Genomic DNA, 20105 nt, shown 5'->3' on the forward strand with positions numbered 1-20105 from the left:
CTATGACCGTGGCCAGTGAGCATCAGATCATCGCCCTCGTTGAACAACTGACTCATAAGGTTCAGATACTGAAGGGTATACTGGATAATGGCAAGCAGGAAATCAAGCGGCTGGAACAGGAAAATGCAACGCTGAACGAGCGCCTTAAGGAACAACAATCGCTCGTTAAAGAGTTACAGAAAAAACAAGTTAATTCTGAAAAAAAGACGCCAAAGTCAAAAGATTTTGGTAAACTTGTACAAAACAATCTGTCTGGAACAGATACGAATGCCGCGTTAAAAAAGCAGCTCGACGAGTATATCCGGGAATTAGAACGGTGTATTGCTCATTTGAGTAGTTTGTCATAAACCCAAATTAGCTCCGGGGTTTTGGCCCCGCCTGAGCCGACCGCAGCGATGGAAGAATTGCCAGTTCGCGTAAAAATAGCCGACCGAACCTACAAGCTGTTTGTAGAGCCGGAGTCGGAAGCTATCGTGCGCGAAGCCGCCAAGCTGATTCAGGAAGAACTGAAACAATACCGGGAAATGGGCATCAATGAAACTCAGGACGCCCTGGCTAGGATCGCCTTCGACTGCTTAGTGACTAAGCTCAGAGGAGAACGACATATGCAACGCTTACAGCAAATGGTATTTGACAAAATAACTCAATTAGATCAGGTCGTTACACCGGCCATAACAACATAAAGAAGACCAGCGGGCTACCCCACCCCAAACGCCGAGTTAAGATTGAAGGCACTCGTATCGGGACAGGTTGATGGTTATTTGTTCAACCCTAACGATATCAGTCCAATGAACACAACAAACTGGCTAATGCTCTTTCTTGACAATATTGTCATGATCGGCATTGGCATATACGTGGGCCGCAAGCTCTTGTCCCGCGTGTCATCGAAGCGTCAGAAAGAAGCAGAAGATCAGGCAGCCATTATCCTGAAAAATGCGGAAGCTCAGGCCGAAACGATTAAGAAAGACCGCATACTGGAGGCCAAGGAAAAGTACCTGAAATTAAAAGCCGAATTTGAGGAGACGACCAATCAGAAACGAAATATACTTCAGCAGAACGAGAACAAACTCAAGCAACGCGAGCAGCAGCTCAACCAGCAGGCCGAACAGCAACGCGCCCGCGATGGCGAGCTGAACCAGCAGCGTAACGAGTTAAACCAGCAGAAGAACAGCCTTCAGCAGCAAATCGATGCACTCAACCGTCGTCGGGAAGAGGTAGACCGCCGGCAGCAGGAAGCCGACCGGATGCTGGCCGACCAGGTAGCCCAGCTCGAAAAAATAGCCGGTCTCTCGGCCGACCAGGCGCGGGAGCAACTGATCGATACCCTCAAGGCCGAAGCCGAAACCCGCGCTAGCTCCTACATCAAAAATATCGTTGAAGAAGCCAAGCTGACGGCTACCAAAGAAGCCAAAAAGGTAGTCATCGAAACCATTCAGCGCACCGCTACCGAACACGCCATCGAGAACTGTGTATCGGTCTTCAACATCGAATCTGACGACGTAAAAGGTAAAGTAATCGGTCGGGAAGGCCGTAACATCCGCGCGCTCGAAGCCGCTACCGGCGTTGAAATCATCGTAGACGACACTCCCGAAGCTATTATCATCTCGGGCTTTGACCCGGTTCGTCGCGAAATTGCCCGCCTGAGCCTCCACCGGCTCGTGCAGGACGGCCGGATTCACCCCGCCCGTATCGAAGAGATCGTGGCCAAAACCCGCAAGAACATCGAAGATGAAATTGTGGAGATCGGCGAGCGAACCGTTATCGACCTTGGCATTCATGGCCTGCACCCCGAACTGATCAAGATGGTAGGGCGCATGCGTTTCCGGTCGTCGTACGGCCAGAACCTGCTTCAGCACAGCCGCGAAGTAGCCAAGCTCTGCGCTACGATGGCCGCCGAACTGGGCCTGAACGCCAAACTGGCCAAACGGGCGGGTCTGCTCCACGACATTGGTAAAGTCTGGCCCGAAGAAGCCGAACTGCCCCACGCGATCCTGGGCATGGAGCTGGCCAAGAAATACAAGGAGAACCCGGAGGTAATCAACGCCATCGGGGCTCACCACGACGAGATCGAAATGACGAGCATGATCTCCCCCATCGTGCAGGTGTGCGATGCGGTTTCGGGGTCGCGCCCGGGCGCCCGCCGGGAGATGATGGAGTCGTACATCAAACGGTTGAAGGAGCTGGAAGAGCTGGCCGGCAACTTCCCCGGCGTTACCAAATGCTACGCCATTCAGGCCGGGCGCGAGTTGCGGATCATGGTCGATGCCGACCACGTATCGGACGAGCGCGCGGGGGTACTGAGCTACGAAATCTCGCAAAAGATCGAAAAGGAAATGCAGTACCCGGGCCAGATCAAAGTAACGGTCATTCGCGAAATGCGGGCCGTAGCCTACGCCAAGTAAGATACCCTTCGTGAATACTGTCTGATGGACAGTAAGTAATGGGAGCCACCAGCCTCATTATTTGCTGTCCATTATTCATTATCCATTTTTCCGTTTACATTTAGGCCGTATGGATTTTCTGACAACGGTTCTTTTGCTGCTCGTTGGAGCAGGCGGAGGGGTAGCGCTGGCCAACGCCCTTCGTACCCGCGCTGGCGTTACCGATATCCGGCGTGATTCGGTGCTCTTGCTGGAACGCATCGAAAAAGTATGTAAGGTCGTTATGGCCGAGGGTTATTTCTCGGAGATTTACAATTACCAGGATCAAAAGAAAATCCTGTATCTGGTGAACGATCCCAAAAAAGCCATGATCATCGCCAAGTCGAAGGTACTGGTCGGGTTCGATTTTGCGAAAGTACGCTTCCGCCTGCCCGAATCCGGCGAGAAAAAGCTCATCATCGAATCCTTCCCGGAGCCGGAGGTCCTCTCTATCGATACCGATTATAAGTTTTACGACATTCAGGCCGGTTATCTGAATCACTTCAACAGCGCCGATTACACCAAGATCCTCGACGATGCCAAGCAGGCTATGAACGAGCGGGCTTTGCAGAGCGACCTGCCCAAGATTGCCAACAACCAGATTCAGTATATGATGTACCAGCTGGCCTCATCGATGGGGTGGCAGCTCCAGCTCCCCGAAGCCGATCAGCGTCGGCTGGACGCGCTGAAAGCCAGTGCCGAAGAACCCGCACCCGCACACAAACAACTACCCGGCGGCTCATAACTTTCTGCCGTTGCCGTCGTTGTTGTGCTGTATCTGCTCAACAAACGGTATTATGCGCGTCCTCTACCTGCTTATTCTAGTTCCTTTTCTGGCAATGGGCCAGACCCCCGAAGAGGCCTCCTGCCAATCGGGTAAGGTGCGTTACTTTGGGCGGTTGGCCACCAACGCCCGGGCGCGGGTCGCCTACCCCGGCGACGCCACCATCGATATTACTTATTACGGCCTCGACCTGCGCCTGACCCATACGCCCAATTACCTGCGCGGAGCCGCTATCATCCGGCTCAAAAGTACCGCTGCCAGCCTGAATCAATTTTTCCTGGATCTAAAACCCCAGCTCACCGTCGATTCGGTAACCAGCGCCGGCCGTCGGCTCAGCTTTACGCGATCAACGGATCGGGTCACCATTACGAGCCCGCAACCGCTCAGCCTGGGGCAGGCGCTTAGCCTTACCGTATACTACCAGGGCAACCCCGCCAGCCAGAGCGGGTTCGGCAGCTTTGCCTTTTCGGCCCACGGCCCCAACAACGCGCCCGTTATCTGGACTCTGAGCGAGCCCTACGGCGCCAGCGACTGGTTCCCCTGCAAGGATACGCCCGCCGATAAAGCAGACTCTTCGGCCGTCAGCATCACCGCCGACAAGCGATTTGTTTCGGTATCGAACGGCCTCCTGCTCGGCACCACCGACAACCCCGACAGCACCCGCACCTACCGCTGGCGCAACAGCTACCCCATTGCCCAGTACCTGATTTCGCTGGCCATGACCAACTATACGCGCTACGACACACCCTTTACCTATCAGGGGCAAAGCATGCCCGTTACGCATTACGTCTATCCGGAAACCCTGCCCAGCATCCGAACCAACCTCGACCGGACCACCGATATGCTGCGGGTATTCTCGGAGCTGTTCGGCCCCTACCCGTTTCTCCGGGAGAAATACGGACATGCTCAGTTTGGCTGGGGGGGCGGCATGGAGCATCAGACCCTTTCGTCGATGGGAGCCTGGAGTACCAGCATTATTGCCCACGAACTGGCTCACCAGTGGTTTGGCGACAAAATCACCTGCCGCGACTGGCAGAGTATCTGGCTGAACGAAGGCTTTGCCTCCTACGCCGAAGCGCTTTATGCCGAAGCCAGCGGGGGGCGCAATTCGTATAACACGGCTATGAACAACTTCCTGCGCGGTGCCCGCAACGCCCGGGGGAGCCTCTATGTCCAGGATATTTCATCGGTGGACAATATTTTCGACGGCAACCGAACGTACTCCAAAGGAGCTACCGTGCTGCATATGCTTCGGTGGGTCCTGGGCGACGATCGTTTTTTTCGCACGCTCCGCGCGTATGCAGAGGCCCCTAACCTGGCGTATAACACGGCCGTAACGGAAGATTTTCAAGCAATAGCCCAACAGGTTTCAGGGCAAAATCTGGATTATTTCTTCAGGCAGTGGATTCGTGGCGAAGGCTACCCCACCTACCGCGCTACGGTCAGTGCGGGCACCTCGGCCAGCACGATAACCGTACGGCTGGAACAGCGAAACGCCACCGCCACCAACCCCGCTTCGTTTACCATGCCGGTACAGATGCGCATTCAGTCGGCCGTAGGCGATACTACGGTTACGGTGCTGAACGACCGGGCCGACCAGACCTATACGCTGCCCACCCGGGGGGCGGTTACGGGGGTGGTTATAGACCCCGACAACTGGCTGCTAAAGTCAACAGAGGCCACGGTGCTTCCCAATCTGGTTACGGCCCTTCCGGAATCGACTACTTCGGAACTGCGCGTTTACCCTAACCCCACCTCCGAATCGCTCACCGTCGATTTCGCCACCCCGGTTGCCGGGCCGGTTACTTTATCCCTGACAAACCTGCTCGGCCAGCTCGTACGAACCACGCCAACCGAGCGGTTACCGCCGGGCGTACATAGCCGGGCCATCGGTGTACGAGGCCTGTCGGCGGGGTCGTATACGATTCGCATCAACACCGAAGCGGGTAGCCAGAGCCGGGTAGTTCTGATTCGTTAGGCGCTTTCCTGACTATGAAAAAGCTGTTGTTTATTTTTCTGGTTACGACCGGTACCGTACTCGGTCAGGATAAGCTTGGTATCAGCCGGTTCAATCACCTGGCGCTGCATGTGAAAGACATTCCGGCAAGCGCCACATTTTATCGGGAGGTGCTGGGCCTGAAACCGGTGCCTGTTCCGGACAACCTGAAAGCCACCCGGGCTTGGTTCGATTTGGGCAATGGTCAGATGATTCACCTGCTCGACGGCCGTACCGAAACCATCACCCACGATCGGAACGGTAGCCACTTCGCCCTGTTTGTCGATAACATTGGTCAGTCCGAAGCCTTTCTGAAGGCCAAAAACATAACCTACCACCGGCAGGTCCGCTTCGACGGCGTGGTTCAGCTTTACTTCGCCGACCCGGACGGCTACCTGTTCGAACTGAACGAAGGCAAAAAACCAGCAACGGGCTACTGATACAAACAAGGGGTTGCTGACTCATCAGCAACCCCTTCTCGATACCCTACTTCTTCACCAGCTTTCTGGTATAGACCCTGCCGCCGGCTTCGATCCGGATCATATAAACCCCCGCTGGCCAGGCCGACAGATCAATGTCGGCGTTAACGGCCGAGAGCAGGCGGGTGTCGTTCCATTGGTGAATGGTCCGGCCCTGCTGATAGACAATAGCACCGCTGACCGACGACGGCCGGGGTAGTGTCAGAGTCAGCCGGGTTGGCCCGTCAGATGGGTTGGGCATCACGAACAGACCGGCGTCAGGCTGGCCAAATTCCAGGGCCGGGAGTCGACCCGCCCCAGCCCGTAGGGTTGTGCTCAGCGTGGTTCGGCAGTTTTCCGGCGTACCCGACCCAACCGTAACCGAATAGACGCCAGCCTGGGTAGCTGTCAGGGAGCGTCCGGCTACGCCGGTTACTACAGCCCCGTCTTTAGCCCAGGCATAGGTCGGGTACTGGTAATTGGCGCTGGTCGCGGTGAGCGTCACCGACTGGCCCGCCGTTATCGCCGAACTGCTGGCCGCCAGGGTGGCCATCGGTGCCGGATACACCGGAATAAGCACATCGTCGGAAAGCACCTTGCGCCCGTCGGCATCGGTAATCTCGGCGATGTAGGATGTGTAGTCCGGATTCACCACCGCCGTTTGGGAGGTAACGGCAGTATAGGTCGGATTCAGCCCCGACAGCCCCGACACCACCTGCCCGCGTACCAGCCACCGAACCGTATAGGGCGCTTTGCCACCGGTTACCGTAGTAGACAGAGAGACCAGGCTACCCGCACAGGCTCCTTTTCGATCGTAGGCCGAGCTGGCATCGGCGTTGAAACCCACCGCAGCAGCATCGACCGTCAGCGTAGATACGGCCGTGCTGGTTGCATAGTCGGTTACTTTCAGGCTGTAGGTTCCCAGCTCGCTGTCTTTGATGCTGACATTGCTCAGCTCGATACCTTTACCGGCCGCGTACACCTGCCCGCCCGGGATTGGCTTCACCGCGCCGTCGGGAGCCGTGTACTCCCATACGCTGTTGTAGTACGGGGTAGTGCCGTTGACGTTGAACGGGTAGCCACCCGATACGGTAGCCACCAGATAGGCTCCTCCTCCGCTGAAGGGAGAACTCCGGCGCTGTATCTGTACTTTGGGTAGGTCGTTATACACCTGAAAGGTGCTGTTGGCAGAGCATCCGTCGGCCACGCCCCGCAGGCTGAGCTGGTAGATGCCCGGCTGCCGTACCCGTATCGAATCGACTAACCCCGACTGAAGCACGACCGTACTATCGCGCACCCACTGGAGCGTATGGTAATAGATCTGGCTGATATCGCCCCGGTAGCCACTGGTGCTGGCCTGTCGTTTCAGGGTCATCAGACTATCCTTACCCGGCGCCAGAACGATAACCCGACTGTTCCAGTTGTTGAGCCGGTCGCGGCTACTGGTCGTCGGGAAAGCCGTAATCAGGCATTGGCGGGGTGACGCAGCCGCATCAATGGCCAGCAGGTTGTCGCCATTGTATCGCTTCCCGATCTGAATGCCGTTGATCGTACCCAGCAAACTGTTCACAGACTCGTTGTTGACCTGAACGGAGGTTATTTCTCCGTAATTGCGAACGTCGGCCAGCCGCCGGATACTATCGGCTGGCGCCGATGTAAGTTTCAGGATCGTTCCACTCAGCCCGTAGAGCGTCCCATTACGCGACACTACCGTACCTACCCCACCCGGGTAGTTATTGATCTGACCAACCCGCACAGTGCCTGCCGCGGTACTGTCCAGCTGCCAGACGTCGACTTTATACCCGATCAGCTTGCGGTCTTTATCGTAATTCGAGATATAACCGACGCCGAACAGACCCGCGTCGGTCGGGTAAATGGCCGGGCCAAAATCGTAAGCCCCTACCGACTTGATAACCTGTTTGGTACGTCCGTCGGTTAACCAGACCGTATAAGGATCTCTGGTCCCCTTACGGCTTACGATCATCCACTTGCCACCCGTACCAGCGCCCTTCCCATCGGGCCTGAGGGACTGGATGGACCACTGCGAAAGGTTATCGTCCAGCACCTGCAGCGCTCCGGTACGGTTGTCGAGCGCCGAAATCGTAAACCGGTTGAACGGACCACCGGTTGAGTCGGCCGTCTGCGTAACAATAAGCTTACTGGCCGGGCCGTCATAGAGGGTGTAGAACCGTTCGTCTCCTTTGGTAAAGGCTTGTGCAGACAGCTGATTGAATTCATATCGCTTCACCTGGCGGATGCTGTCCGTAGCCGGATCGGCCCGCCAGATCTCGTAATACCCTTTACCGGTGGCGGGCGAGCTGGGCAGGTCATAAACGAGGAACAGACCCTGTCTATCAGCCGTATTCATGTTATAGGCATACTGGCTGCGGCTCCCACTAGCCGGCCGGGGCAGCACTATTTGCCGCAGTACGTTCGGGTTACCGGACCCATTGGTGCGGAAAAGGGTAAAAGTACTCTGCTTCGTGTCGCTTTTAAACGTGCTGTAGATAACTCCCCGCGCGCTGGCCGACACGAAAGTCGGATAATCATTACTGCCGGCAACCAACGGTACAGGGGCCGCCGTTCCGTTATCCTGAAGCAGGGAGTAGTAAGACCTGCCTTTGTCATAGATGGACGACAGCGTATAGATCTGGTTGTTCTGCACCAGCATCTCATTCAGGCTATTGACCCGGTACCTGACAGCCTGATAGTTTATTTCGCGGGTGCCGGCTGCGGTACCGTCTGTTTCCCAGGCTACATTATTGACACTGTTGGAAGAAAACAGCAGCTTGTTCTGATTGGCCGTAAATCGACTGCTAAAGTAACCACCGCTGGTAGCTCCTCCGTTAACGCCCCCCAGATACCCCCCGCTGCCAACCAGAATATCATACTGACTGCCGGTGCTGATGGGTCCGGGGATCAGATCAGCGACCAGGCGGGTACCAGCCTCGGTACCATCTGACCGCCAGAGTTCAACCCCACTCACGCCGTCGTCGGCCCAGAAGTAAAGTATATTGTTAAGCACAAATGGCCGAAAGGCTCTCAGGCTGTTTTTTAGCTTGGTCAGACTGATATCATAGCGTCCTGTCGAGCTGTTGTAATCCGCATAGTAGTAAAATGTCGAGTCCGAGATAAACGCACTCGACTTACCCGCCCGGATATCTTTCACGAGTTGGGTACCGGAGGTAGTCCCATTGGTTCGCCAGAGTTCGTAGCCGGTTTTGCCATCGTCGGCCAGGTAGTAGATAAACCCGTTGACGGATACGGCGCCCTGAAACGGTACAATGACATCGGCTTTCGTCATCAGCGAATCGACCCGCTGTGCGTGGGCCCATGCGGTAGCCAGCCAGATAGAAGCTGCTGTGAGCAGCAGACAACGTCGTGTACGTTGGTATAGGTTTTTCATAAAAGCTTGGTGTAGATAGAATGAACTCCTGGGTGAGTCACCGCGACTCCCGGGTTAATATACACAGAAGCAAAATACTGTATAGTAGTAAATTACGGCCGCCTTTCGGTTAATTTACCAGACGGTTATTTACCCTCCGTTCAATAAAAAAAGCGTCATCAACAACCATTTGTCACGCCCTGCGACCGTTTTCTCAAATGGACGGCTTTGTTGATTGTACGGTCAGTAGCGGTTGTTTATCTTTAAGAGGAAAATTATACGAAATCAGTAAAACTGATAGTTGTACTGATACGTACCTCTCTTCACAACCAACCGTAACCTTCATGACTCAATCAATCTTTACCTCTAAAACGGCCCTGCCCGATCTGCCCGATGCCCGCGGCTTCGATCGCTCTACCCCCGACGAAAAAGCCGATATCTGGCAGCAGGTGCTCAATCATTCTGTAGAAGGACTGGTTGGTCTGGTAGCGGTCCGGAGTGGCGATTCAGATCAGGGAGCCATTGTTAACTTTCGCTACAAATTCATCAACCAGATTGCCCTGCGCGATACGTTCCGGCGTCATCCCGAGCAGCTTCACGATATTACAGGGCGGCTACTGACCGATTTTTTCCCCTCCATCCGTGATACGGCTCTCTTTCATACCTACGTTCATGTCATCGAAAGCGGCAAACCGCAACGGGTTGAGCAACATTATAACGTAGACCACCGCGACATCTGGGTTATTCAGTCGGTAGCTCCCTTCGGGCAGGATGGTGTGATGCTGTCGTATTCCGAAACCAGCGATCTTCACCAGGCCGCCCGTCGCCTGTCCCGCCAGACCAACCTGCTCAACGGCGTGCTGAACTCGTCGCCCCATGGCATCGTGGTGTTTGAAACCGTTCGCGACGGCCTCGGTCAGCTGACGGGTTTTCAGATTACGCTGGTCAATCAGATGTTCGAGCTGCAGACCGGCCGTACCAGCAGTTACTTTGTCGGGCTTTCGCTCAACGACATATACCCCATCGGTCCGGGGCGGGTCGAACAGTTGAAACGGCTGCTGGAAACCGGCCAGCCGATCCATTTCGATGAGTTCATCCCGGCGCTCGGCCGCTGGTTCAACATCACCCTGACCCGGCTGAACGACGGCTTTGTGGCTACGGTTCAGGATATTACAACTGAAAAGCAGGTTCGGCAGCAGCTCGAAGAAACCGTTCAGGAGCTTCACCGATCGAACCGGAATCTGGAGCAGTTTGCCTACGTCGCCAGCCACGACCTGCAGGAACCCCTCCGCAAAATCGTCGCGTTTGGCGATGTGCTCAACAGCCAGTTTGCCAGCCAGCTGAGCGAGCCAGCCAGCGATCTGATTCGGCGGATGCAGCGCTCGGCCGGCCGGATGCGTTCGCTGGTACAGGACCTGCTGACCTATGCCCGCCTGTCGGGAAGCCGCGACACGTTCGGGCTGGTTGACCTCAACCAGTTGCTGGCTTCGGTCATGGATGACCTCGAAATAACCATTCAGGAACGAAACACCCGGGTAGACATCGGCATGCTGCCGGCGGTTTGGGGCGATGCGGCCCTGCTCTGGCAGTTGTTTCAGAATCTGATGAGTAACGCGCTGAAGTTTCAGAAGCCCGGTCAGCATCTCAGCGGACCGTTGCCTCACATACGGGTACAGGGTCGGGTTGCCACGGATACCGAGTTGCCCGCCGGACTGTCCGCTACGGATGTGTCGCAGTCGGGTCGGCGGTACGCCATCGTTGAAGTGATCGATAATGGTATCGGATTTGACGAGCGCTACCTCGACCGTATTTTTACCATTTTTCAGCGCCTGCACGGCAATCTGCACTTTAGTGGCACGGGGGTGGGTCTGGCCATCTGCAAAAAAGTTATCGATCTGCACGGGGGCACCATCACCGCCTTAAGCCGTGAGGGTGAAGGAGCCACGTTTGTGCTGTATCTACCTATGCAGTAACCCCTTCACTCCATTCCATCACTATTCATAGCGTGGCCCCAACATTTTGGGTGTAGCCGGGTTCATAATATACGCTCGTACAACACATTTGTGCGCCTATCGGGCTATATCCCCAATCCTCTACAAACGTTTATGGCAGTAATTAACTCAGCGTCCTCATCACGTGAACTAAGCAATAAGCACAACCGACCAGTTAACTCACTTCAGTCGCCTGTTCTGCCCGAAACCGGCGATGTTCGTGATCTGGTTTGCTTTTCACATTTGCGGTGGAACTTCGTATACCAGCGCCCGCAGCATTTACTCAGCCGGGCCACCCAGCATTATCGGGTTTGGTTTATTGAAGAGCCAATTTATGATAACAGTGGTTTGCGCATGAGCGTATGCCGGCAGGACGACCAACTCCACGTGCTGGTGCCGCACCTGCCCCACGGAACTACACCCGCCGATGCACTTCGTCTGCAACGGCAGCTGGTTGATCAGTTTCTGGCCGACGAACGCATTGCCGACTTCATTGCCTGGTATTATACCCCCATGGCCCTGCTGTTCAGCGATCACCTGCAGCCACAGCTGACCGTATACGACTGCATGGATGAACTGTCGGCTTTCTGGGGCGCTCCCCCTCAGCTGCTTGAGCAGGAGAAGCGGCTTTTGCAGCGAGCGGGCGTTGTCTTTACCGGCGGCTACAGCCTGTACGAAGCCAAGCAGCATCGGCACCCCAGGGTGTTTGCGTTTCCGAGCAGTATTGACTTCTCTCACTTTTCAACGGCGCGTCAGAATCAGACCGACCCGGCCGATCAGCAGGCGATTCCTCATCCCCGGATTGGATTTAGCGGGGTCATTGACGAACGGTTCGACTATGACCTGATCGGTGAGGTGGCCCGTCGTCGGCCCGACTGGCATTTTGTCCTGATCGGCCCGATCGTAAAAATCGATCAGGCCCTGCTGCCCAAGAGTGACAACGTTCACTACCTGGGTATGAAAGCGTATAAAGAATTACCGACCTATTTGAGCAACTGGGACGTAGCCATGCTGCCCTTCGCGCTGAATGACTCGACCCGGTATATCAGCCCTACGAAAACGCCCGAATACCTGGCGGCTGGCCTGCCGGTAGTGTCTACCCCCATCCGCGATGTTGTCCGGACGTACGGCACCGAAGATTTTGTCCTGATTGCGGAGTCGGCCGACGCCTTCGAACAGGCTATCGAGCTGGCCCTGGCGGGCAAACATCCCGGCGACTGGTCGGCTATCGACACCTTCCTGATCGAGAACTCCTGGAACCGGACCTGGAACGATATGCACCGGCTTATGGTCGCCGAAATGAACGTAGCGGTAGAACAGTAAGTCGGGTCGTAGAGCAGCGGTTAACTAGCCGCTGCTCTACGCTTACCCCCTCGGTTCAACCAGCACGACGTCTTCTTTCTCGACAACAACCTGCCCTTCGGCCAGTCCTTTGGGCTTTCTGACGTACTTTTTAGGGGTTACAATAACCGGGCACAGGCTATCGGTCCGGCGTTTCGAATACCAGGCTGCCAGCTCGGCCGCCCGTTCAATGACCGTTTTCGGAAAGGGTTTCCCGGCCCGGTATTTAATCAGCACATGCGAGCCCGAAACATCCCGGGCGTGGAGCCACAGGTCATCTTTATACGAGAATTTCTGGGTGAGCAGGTCGTTGTTTCTGGCATTGCGGCCAATCAGGATTCGAAACCCGTCTACCGTAACTTCCTTGAAAAGCGGAGCCGCTTCATCGTCGACGGCCCCCGTTTCCGAAGCCATCAGGTGGTGCTGCTTGATAAAACGACGTAATTCTTTCAGCGTCCTGATGTCGGTCAGCGCCTGTTTGTACTGATCGATCCGAACCAGTTCGGCCTCCCGGTCGGCAACCTGGCCCGTCAGGTGCTCCTCCTCTATTTTCTCGTTTTTGGCCTTCCGGTAGAAATTTTCGGCGTTCTTCTGCGGGCTCAGGTCGGGCTTGAGTTTAAGCGTAACCGGCTGGTCGCGGTAAAAATCGTATAAGGTTATTCGTTCAGGTGATCGACCGCCCTGCCCCTCCGGAATGTCGTGCAGATTGGCCATCAGGATATGTCCCATTTCCTCGTGCGAAACCCCTTCCTCGCGCGCAATGAGTCGCTGCATGGTAGCCTCAATCTGCGCAGCGGCCCGGCGCCGTCGTTTGTCCAGCAGCCGCAGCAGCTCGGCTTTCTCCCGCTCAAAGGTGTTAAGCCCATTATAGGCAATAAAAAACCGATTGGCGGCTTCGATCGGATCGTCGAAGACCCGCACGGGAACCTCCGGTTCCGGCCCATCGATAGGCAGTAAACTTAAGGCCGGCTTGTAATTGAACCGGGTCAGGTAGTAACGGGGTTCGCTCAGTTCCCGTACCGTTTCCTGAACCAGCGCCCACAGGCGGTCGGGCTCCGTGGCGCTGTCGATCCCCAATCGCTGCTGCTGTTGACCGATGTAGTCATTGACCACCTTGCCAAACGTAGGAAACAACGGGCGATAGGTATAGCCAGCCCGCTCAAACGCCTGGTACGACTGATCAATAGGCCGATCCATAGTGCTGAGCAGCAACTGGTTATCCGTAGCCAGGTTCTGGTTAAACAGATCCACCACCTCGTTTCCCTGAAAAGCCAGCAGGTTAGGGCGGTTACCAAAAAACTTAAACAACAGGGTAAAGTCATCCTCGAGTCGGATAGCCAGGCAGCGTTCGTTGAGAAACGATGTCACGGCTTTTACTGCCCGCCCGGCGCCTTCCTCACCCACCAGCGACTCGAACAGGTTGACGCTGTTGGTACGGGCCCGCTGCACTGTTTCGGGGAAAAGCAGTCCCGAAAAGTCGGGTCGGAGCGTTGCCTTGATGAAGAACGGCTTGTAGTAGTTGATCTTACCCCGCGCCTGCGCAAACACCAGCACCAGTTCATCCCGATCCTGGCTGAAGCATTCCATGAATTTCAGGCCCACCAAGTGCGGCTCGAGCGCAGGCGCCAGCTGACGCAGAAAATAATAGTTTGTGTGCATTACTGTGTGAAGATACAGGATTGGCGGGCAAGCCTATCCGATACATAACCGTTTGCCATCATTTTATCGCTATTTCGGCGGGCTGTCGTATATACACCTATACATCCAGACGTTGCTCATCGATACATACCTAATGCGCAGGGCATCACCGGCTTAAGCATCTGATTTTCTCATCCCGTATACATCGGCCAGGCACCCCTGGCTGATTGTATCAAAAAAGTCCAATAAAGAGCTTCTGTAATCAAATAAGCTATCTGATGACAACTCCTGCTGACATTAATTTTTTTTAATTTCTCATCGCTAATCACATTTATACACTAAATACCTAGTTTTTATAGGTATATATACTTAGAAATTGTACTCTAACAAGTTAGATAGCGTCAAATTTCTATTTTTAGGGCTTTGCAATATGATTTAACAGATATAATATTTGTGGGATTTACAGCCCAACCAAATTAATCACACAAATAATCCAATCCCGTTAACCTCATGAAGACAAGGCTACTCAGGTTTTTACAGCCTGCACTCCTGAGCGCATTTATGCTGCTCTGCGTTCTGAGCGTGCAAGCTCAGGACCGTCGGCTTACCGGCGTAATCACTAGTGCAGAAGGTGCTGTACCTGGTGTCAATGTGGTGCTGAAAGGTACGCAAACCGGTACAGCTACCGACGCTGAAGGCAAGTTCTCGATCAATGTTCAGGGGTCTAATCCAGTACTGGTCGTTTCGGCCATTGGGTACAAAACCCAGGAAGTCCCCGTAGGCAATCAGAGTACCATCAATATCACCCTGTCCGAAGATGCCACGGCTCTGCAGGAAGTGGTTGTAACGGGTTACTCGACCGAAAACCGTCGTGACGTAACCGGTGCCGTTTCAACGGTAAAGCCGGCCCAGTTGCGGGTTGTTCCGTCGACTAACGTCGAGCAGCAGTTACAGGGCCGAGTGGCGGGGGTAACCGTCATCACCAACGGGCAGCCGGGAACGAGCAGCCAGATTCGGGTGCGGGGCTTCGGTTCGTTCGGGGGTAACCAGCCGCTCTACGTAGTGGATGGCGTACCTACCCAGACGGCGCAGTTCATCGCTCCTGACGACATCGAAACCACAACCGTGCTGAAAGATGCGGCTTCGGCTTCGATCTACGGAGCCCGGGCCGCTGCCGGCGTTATCGTCCTGACCACCAAGAAAGGACAGCGCCGTGCGCAGAAGCTGAGCGTCAGCTATGACGGGTTGTTCGGCGCTACCGATCCCGGTAAAAGCCTGCCTATCCTGAACCCGCAGGAGCAGGCCGACTGGACCTGGCAGGCGCGTCGGAACGACATTTTCCAGGCCGGCGGCACGGTAGGGCCCAACAGCTTTACGGGTATTGCCAACGGCCAGTACGGATCGGGCCAGACCCCCGTTCTTCCCGACTACCTCCTGGTAGGCAATACGGTAGGCGTGGTTGGCTCGGTTGATCTGGAAGCCGAACGGCTCAGATACAATACCGACCCCAACAACACCTACCTGGTTATTCCGGCTAATAAAGCAGGCACTGACTGGTACCGGGAAATTACCCGGGTAGCTCCGCTGCAGCGGCATACGCTGGGTTTCCAGGGCGGAACCGAATACAGCCGGTACTACCTGAGCCTGGGCGTACAGAATCAGGCGGGTATCATTACGAACAACAACTTCTCGCGCTACACCTTCCGGGCCAATACCGAATTTGACGTTACCAAGAAAATCCGGTTTGGCGAGAACCTGCAGTTTGCCTACGTTTCGGCGACTGGTCTGCAGGGTGGTACCGGCAGCTCGCTGGGCAACAACACCAACAACAACTCCAGCGTAGCGTCAGACGAAAACGACGTACTGCTGGCGTTCCGGATGCCTCCCATCATTCCGGTATACAACTCGTTTGGTGGCTATGCCGGTACCAAAGCTCCTGGTTTCAACAACCCGCGTAACCCTGTTGCCAATCGCCAGAGCTCAGCCGACAACCTGAACTATACGCTGTTTGGCTTCGGTAACGCCTACCTCGAGTACGACGTGATTCCGGCGTTGACGCTCCGCAGTAGCCTGGGTGGTACGTACTTTGCCAACTACAACAACTTCTACAGCCGCGCCCAGTACGAAAACTCGGAGAACAACACCAACTACACCTACGGCGAAGGCGCCAATACGGGTCTGGCCTGGACGTTCACCAATACGGCTCAGTACAAGAAGACGTTCGGCATCCACGACATCAGCGCGCTGGCCGGCATCGAAGCCCTGAATACAGGAAGTGGCCGGGGCATCAACGGTACCGGTATCAACCCGTCAACCACGGATCCGAACTACGTGACCCTGAGCACCACAACGCCGGGTTCGTCGCGATTGGTGAACAGCTACTACGGCCTGGGTAACAACTTCTACTCGCTCTTCGGTCAGGTTCGGTACACCTACAACGACAAGTATATTCTGACGGGCGTTGTTCGTCGCGACGGGTCCTCGCAGTTTGGTGCCTCGAACCGCTACGGCGTATTCCCGGCCTTCTCGGCCGCCTGGCGTATTTCGTCGGAAGAGTTCCTGAAGAGCATGCCGTGGATCTCGGACCTGAAAATCCGGGGTGGTTACGGGCTCATGGGGAACTCCAACTTCCTGAGCTCGACCAACCAGTATAGCCTGTACGCGTCGAACCCTGGCAACGGCTACGACATCAACGGCGGTAACACGGCCATTGCCCCCGGCTTCTACCGGAGCCAGATCGGTAACCCGAACGCCAAATGGGAAACCAGTGTATCGTCGAACATCGGTATCGACGGTGCGTTCTTCAACAACAAGCTGGAGGTTGTGCTCGACGTATGGCGGAAAGATACCAAAGACCTGCTGTATCAGCTGGCCCTGCCCGGCGTTGTGGGTACACTGGCCAGCGCTCCGTTCCTGAACCTGGCCGGTATGCGGAACCAGGGTATCGACCTGCTGATCACGAATCGCGGCACTATTTCGGGCGATCTCAGCTACGAGGTTACCGGTATTGGTAGCATTCTGGACAACAAAATTACGGCCATCGACCCATCGGTTCCTTACTTTACCGGTGGTGGTACCCGTCTGCCGGCGGTAGTGCGGAACCAGCCTGGCCACGCGCTGTCTTCGTTCTACGGTTATAAAGTAGTTGGCCTGTTCCAGAGCCGCGAAGACGTGTCGGGTTCGCCCACGCAGAGTGGGGCGGCTCCGGGTCGATTCAAATATGCCGACACCGACGGCAACGGAACCATCGATGATAACGACCGGCAGTTCCTGGGCAGCCCGATTCCGAAGTTTACCGGTAGTATTACCCTGACCCTGAAATACAGAGGGTTCGACCTGAATACCAACCTGTACGCATCGCTGGGCAACCAGATCTTCAACAACGCCCGCTGGTTTACCGATTTCTATCCGTCGTTTACGGGAGCCGCCGTTAGCGCGCGGGTGAAAGATTCGTGGACACCACAGAACACGAACACCACGATCCCCATTTTCGAGTCGGCCTCCAACTTCAGCACCAACACGCAGATCAACTCCTACTACGTAGAGAACGGATCGTACGCCCGGATGCAGTACCTGACGGTTGGCTACACGTTCCCGAACGCGCTGCTCGACCGGATCAACCTGAGCCGCCTGCGGTTGTCGCTGTCGGCTACCAACCTGTTCACCGCCACGAAATACAGCGGTCTCGACCCGGCCGTAGGTGGCTCGGCTGATACCAACTTCGGTATCGATGTTGGTAACTACCCGGTTACCCGCGGCTACAACGTTGGACTGAGCTTTGGTTTCTAACCCTAACAGAGTCATGACAGGCGGAGTTGGCCCCGCCAGACCCCGCCTGTCAGCCTATAAACGTCTGTAAAATCTGATCATGAAAAAGCCGATTATAAAAGGAATAACCCTAACGGCCATGCTATCGCTGGTCACGTTCGCCTGTAGCGACAAATTTCTGGACCTGTCCCCCACCGGCACGTTGCGCGGGGGAGACAGCCAGCTCTTCAGCAAAGCCGGTATTGAAAGTACGCTCGTTTCCACCTACGCCCAGCTGAATGGACGCGGTTTCTCGCGGGCAGCCAGCTCGTTTAACTGGGTACGCGGCAGCGTATCGGGGGGCGATGCCAACAAAGGCTCCAACCCCGGCGATGCGGGCGGTAACAGTAACTTCACCACCTTCCAGCGGTTCGAGCTGCTGCCCACCAATGGCGACGTGAACGACAAATGGCGGGGTATGTACGAAGGAATCAGCCGGGCCAACGCCGTACTGCGCGCCATTCCGCAGGCCGCAGCCGATGTGTCGGACGACGATAAGAAGCGGATCTCGGCCGAAGCGCGCTTCCTGCGGGCCCACTACTATTTTGAGCTGAAGCGCTCCTTCAACATGGTACCGTACATCGACGAAACCGTCGATTACGGATCGGGTATCGAGAAAGTACCGAACAACACCGATATCTGGCCCAAGATCGAAGAGGACCTCAAGTACGCCCAGACGAACCTGCCCGCTACCCAGAGTGCGGCTGGCCGGGCTAACAAGTGGGCAGCTACCGCCTACCTGGCCAAAGCCTATCTGTACCAGAAAAAATACACCGAAGCCAAGCCCCTGTTCGATCAGGTTATTGCCGAGGGCGTAACGGCCAGAGGAACCAAGTACGATCTGGCCGCTAACTATACCGATGTGTTCAACGCAGCTACGGAGAACAACGCGGAATCGATCTTCGCTACCCAGTCGGCCGCCAACACGGGTTCGGTGAGTAACTCGGCTCAGGAGCTGGACCTCAACTTCCCCTACAACACGGGATCGAACGGTCCGGCGGGCTGCTGCGGGTTCTTTGCGCCCAGCTTCGAACTGGCGAACTCGTTCCGGGTGAACGCCAACGGGCTGCCGCTGCTCGATGGTTCGTACAACACCGGTGCCAATCAGCTGAAGAACGACCAGGGTATCGACTCAAAAACGCCTTTCACCCCCGACGCTGGCCCTGTTGATCCGCGGCTCGACTGGTCGATCGGACGCCGGGGTATTCCCTACCTCGACTGGTCGATCCACCCCGGTCTTGACTGGATTCGCGATCAGAGCTTTGCCGGTCCTTACTCGCCCAAGAAGTTTATCTTCTACAAATCGCAGGATAAAACCCTGACCGACGTAAGCTCCTGGACCAACGGCTATTCGGCCATCAACTACAACATCATCCGCTTTGCCGACGTACTGCTGATGGCCGCCGAGGTTGAAATTGAGGTAGGAAGCCTGGAAACTGCCCGTACCTACATCAACCGGGTTCGGACACGGGCCGCCAATCGTACGGCCTGGGTAAAAGCACCGGATGGCAGCAATGCCGCCAACTACGTGATCAGCAACTATACGACCCCGTTTGCCAGCAAAGAAGCCGCTCGTACGGCCGTTCAGTTTGAGCGCAAACTGGAGCTGTCGGGCGAAGGCCACCGTTTCTACGACCTCGTTCGCTGGGGTAATGCCGCTCCGGTGCTGAATGCCTTCATCGCCTACGAAAGCCAGCGGCTTCCGACGGGCTATGCCGGTGCCAGATTTACGGCGGGTAAAGATGAATACATGCCGATTCCGCAGACCCAGATCGACTACCAGGGCCGCGACGTGCTGAAACAAAATCCGAACTATTAAGTAACGGAGCATCCGTACCCACGAAGACGCCCCCGCTGATGGTCAGCGGGGGCGTCTTCGTATAAACAATACCCGCCCGGCCTCAGTTGTTATCCTACTAAACAACTCGACTAACAGCATGGCTAACAACAAAACCACCGACCAGCCCGGCTCGAATGACAAACGGCCGCATGGCGAGCATACGCGCAACCACGAAGCCCGCGACACGAGCGGCCTGCGCCCCAACGCCGAGCAGACAATGACCAACGCGAATAAAAGCAAGCAGGGGCCCGAAGACGAGCACGACCCGGCGCTGCATGGCAAATCAAAAGCCGAACTGGCCGAAGAACGGGGTGGCCACGGGCACTCTGGCCACAGCAGCAGCCGCAATGGCAGTAGAAAGTAAGCGATATTGAGTTATGCATGATGGGCGACCAGCACGTATCGAGTGGAGGGCGCTCATCATGCATGACTCATCAATCGGTAC

At 55.8% G+C, this 20105-nt stretch carries 13 protein-coding genes; 11 read left to right on the plus strand and 2 right to left on the minus strand.

Features of this window, described 5'->3' with window-relative positions:
* The first annotated feature begins 2 nt into the window (after positions 1-2).
* The 6 genes from B1C80_RS11600 to B1C80_RS11625 all read left to right on the plus strand — a co-directional run bounded on the left by B1C80_RS11600 (position 3) and on the right by B1C80_RS11625 (position 5640).
* The gene (locus B1C80_RS11600) at positions 3-347 is read left to right on the plus strand and encodes a hypothetical protein (RefSeq protein WP_236648735.1); all 345 of its coding nucleotides are present in this window, start codon (positions 3-5) and stop codon (positions 345-347) included.
* A gap of 48 nt (positions 348-395) precedes the next feature.
* Positions 396-683: a cell division protein ZapA gene (locus B1C80_RS11605; protein WP_077921733.1), complete on the plus strand. Its 288-nt coding sequence runs from the start codon at positions 396-398 to the stop codon at positions 681-683.
* 105 nt (positions 684-788) lie between these two features.
* Entirely contained in the window at positions 789-2402 is a 1614-nt protein-coding gene (gene rny, locus B1C80_RS11610; protein WP_077921262.1) for a ribonuclease Y, read from the plus strand.
* Between the two features lie 109 nt (positions 2403-2511).
* Positions 2512-3165 (plus strand): DUF4230 domain-containing protein, encoded by a 654-nt coding sequence (locus B1C80_RS11615; RefSeq protein WP_077921263.1) that lies wholly within the window; start codon positions 2512-2514, stop codon positions 3163-3165.
* 52 nt (positions 3166-3217) lie between these two features.
* The gene (locus B1C80_RS11620) at positions 3218-5182 is read left to right on the plus strand and encodes a M1 family aminopeptidase (RefSeq protein WP_077921264.1); all 1965 of its coding nucleotides are present in this window, start codon (positions 3218-3220) and stop codon (positions 5180-5182) included.
* A gap of 14 nt (positions 5183-5196) precedes the next feature.
* Positions 5197-5640 carry a VOC family protein gene (locus tag B1C80_RS11625; protein ID WP_077921265.1) on the plus strand — a complete coding sequence of 148 codons (444 nt, stop codon included), beginning with the start codon at positions 5197-5199 and terminating at the stop codon, positions 5638-5640.
* 46 nt (positions 5641-5686) lie between these two features.
* Here B1C80_RS11625 and B1C80_RS11630 read toward each other — a convergent pair whose 3' ends face one another.
* The gene (locus tag B1C80_RS11630) at positions 5687-9064 is read right to left on the minus strand and encodes a T9SS type A sorting domain-containing protein (protein ID WP_077921266.1); all 3378 of its coding nucleotides are present in this window, start codon (positions 9062-9064) and stop codon (positions 5687-5689) included.
* A 323-nt stretch (positions 9065-9387) separates the two neighbouring features.
* Between B1C80_RS11630 and B1C80_RS11635 the strand changes: the two genes are divergently transcribed.
* Positions 9388-11016 (plus strand): ATP-binding protein, encoded by a 1629-nt coding sequence (locus B1C80_RS11635; protein WP_161492751.1) that lies wholly within the window; start codon positions 9388-9390, stop codon positions 11014-11016.
* A 132-nt stretch (positions 11017-11148) separates the two neighbouring features.
* Entirely contained in the window at positions 11149-12357 is a 1209-nt protein-coding gene (locus B1C80_RS11640; RefSeq protein ID WP_077921268.1) for a glycosyltransferase family 1 protein, read from the plus strand.
* A gap of 42 nt (positions 12358-12399) precedes the next feature.
* Here the strand turns inward: B1C80_RS11640 and B1C80_RS11645 are convergent, their stop codons facing one another.
* On the minus strand, positions 12400-14034 hold the full coding sequence (locus B1C80_RS11645; RefSeq protein ID WP_077921269.1) for an NFACT RNA binding domain-containing protein: 1635 nt from the start codon (positions 14032-14034) through the stop codon (positions 12400-12402).
* Positions 14035-14523: 489 nt separating this feature from the next.
* On the opposite strand from B1C80_RS11645, the gene B1C80_RS11650 reads away from it, so the two are divergent.
* The 3 genes from B1C80_RS11650 to B1C80_RS11660 all read left to right on the plus strand — a co-directional run bounded on the left by B1C80_RS11650 (position 14524) and on the right by B1C80_RS11660 (position 20024).
* Entirely contained in the window at positions 14524-17802 is a 3279-nt protein-coding gene (locus B1C80_RS11650; RefSeq protein WP_077921270.1) for a TonB-dependent receptor, read from the plus strand.
* 79 nt (positions 17803-17881) lie between these two features.
* A complete protein-coding gene (locus B1C80_RS11655; protein ID WP_077921271.1) occupies positions 17882-19639 on the plus strand; it encodes a RagB/SusD family nutrient uptake outer membrane protein in 1758 nt (585 codons plus the stop codon).
* A gap of 118 nt (positions 19640-19757) precedes the next feature.
* On the plus strand, positions 19758-20024 hold the full coding sequence (locus B1C80_RS11660) for a hypothetical protein (protein WP_077921272.1): 267 nt from the start codon (positions 19758-19760) through the stop codon (positions 20022-20024).
* The last annotated feature ends 81 nt before the right edge of the window (positions 20025-20105 follow it).

This window comes from Spirosoma sp. 209 (assembly GCF_002006735.1).
Classification (GTDB): domain Bacteria; phylum Bacteroidota; class Bacteroidia; order Cytophagales; family Spirosomataceae; genus Spirosoma; species Spirosoma sordidisoli.

What these genes read in the sequence shown, in the direction of transcription:
- B1C80_RS11600 (WP_236648735.1), top strand. Translation starts at nt 3, where the DNA reads ATGACCGTGGCCAGTGAGCATCAGATCATCGCCCTCGTTGAACAACTG.
- B1C80_RS11605 (WP_077921733.1), top strand. Translation starts at nt 396, where the DNA reads ATGGAAGAATTGCCAGTTCGCGTAAAAATAGCCGACCGAACCTACAAG.
- rny (WP_077921262.1), top strand. Translation starts at nt 789, where the DNA reads ATGAACACAACAAACTGGCTAATGCTCTTTCTTGACAATATTGTCATG.
- B1C80_RS11615 (WP_077921263.1), top strand. Translation starts at nt 2,512, where the DNA reads ATGGATTTTCTGACAACGGTTCTTTTGCTGCTCGTTGGAGCAGGCGGA.
- B1C80_RS11620 (WP_077921264.1), top strand. Translation starts at nt 3,218, where the DNA reads ATGCGCGTCCTCTACCTGCTTATTCTAGTTCCTTTTCTGGCAATGGGC.
- B1C80_RS11625 (WP_077921265.1), top strand. Translation starts at nt 5,197, where the DNA reads ATGAAAAAGCTGTTGTTTATTTTTCTGGTTACGACCGGTACCGTACTC.
- B1C80_RS11630 (WP_077921266.1), bottom strand. Translation starts at nt 9,064, where the DNA reads ATGAAAAACCTATACCAACGTACACGACGTTGTCTGCTGCTCACAGCA.
- B1C80_RS11635 (WP_161492751.1), top strand. Translation starts at nt 9,388, where the DNA reads ATGACTCAATCAATCTTTACCTCTAAAACGGCCCTGCCCGATCTGCCC.
- B1C80_RS11640 (WP_077921268.1), top strand. Translation starts at nt 11,149, where the DNA reads ATGGCAGTAATTAACTCAGCGTCCTCATCACGTGAACTAAGCAATAAG.
- B1C80_RS11645 (WP_077921269.1), bottom strand. Translation starts at nt 14,034, where the DNA reads ATGCACACAAACTATTATTTTCTGCGTCAGCTGGCGCCTGCGCTCGAG.
- B1C80_RS11650 (WP_077921270.1), top strand. Translation starts at nt 14,524, where the DNA reads ATGAAGACAAGGCTACTCAGGTTTTTACAGCCTGCACTCCTGAGCGCA.
- B1C80_RS11655 (WP_077921271.1), top strand. Translation starts at nt 17,882, where the DNA reads ATGAAAAAGCCGATTATAAAAGGAATAACCCTAACGGCCATGCTATCG.
- B1C80_RS11660 (WP_077921272.1), top strand. Translation starts at nt 19,758, where the DNA reads ATGGCTAACAACAAAACCACCGACCAGCCCGGCTCGAATGACAAACGG.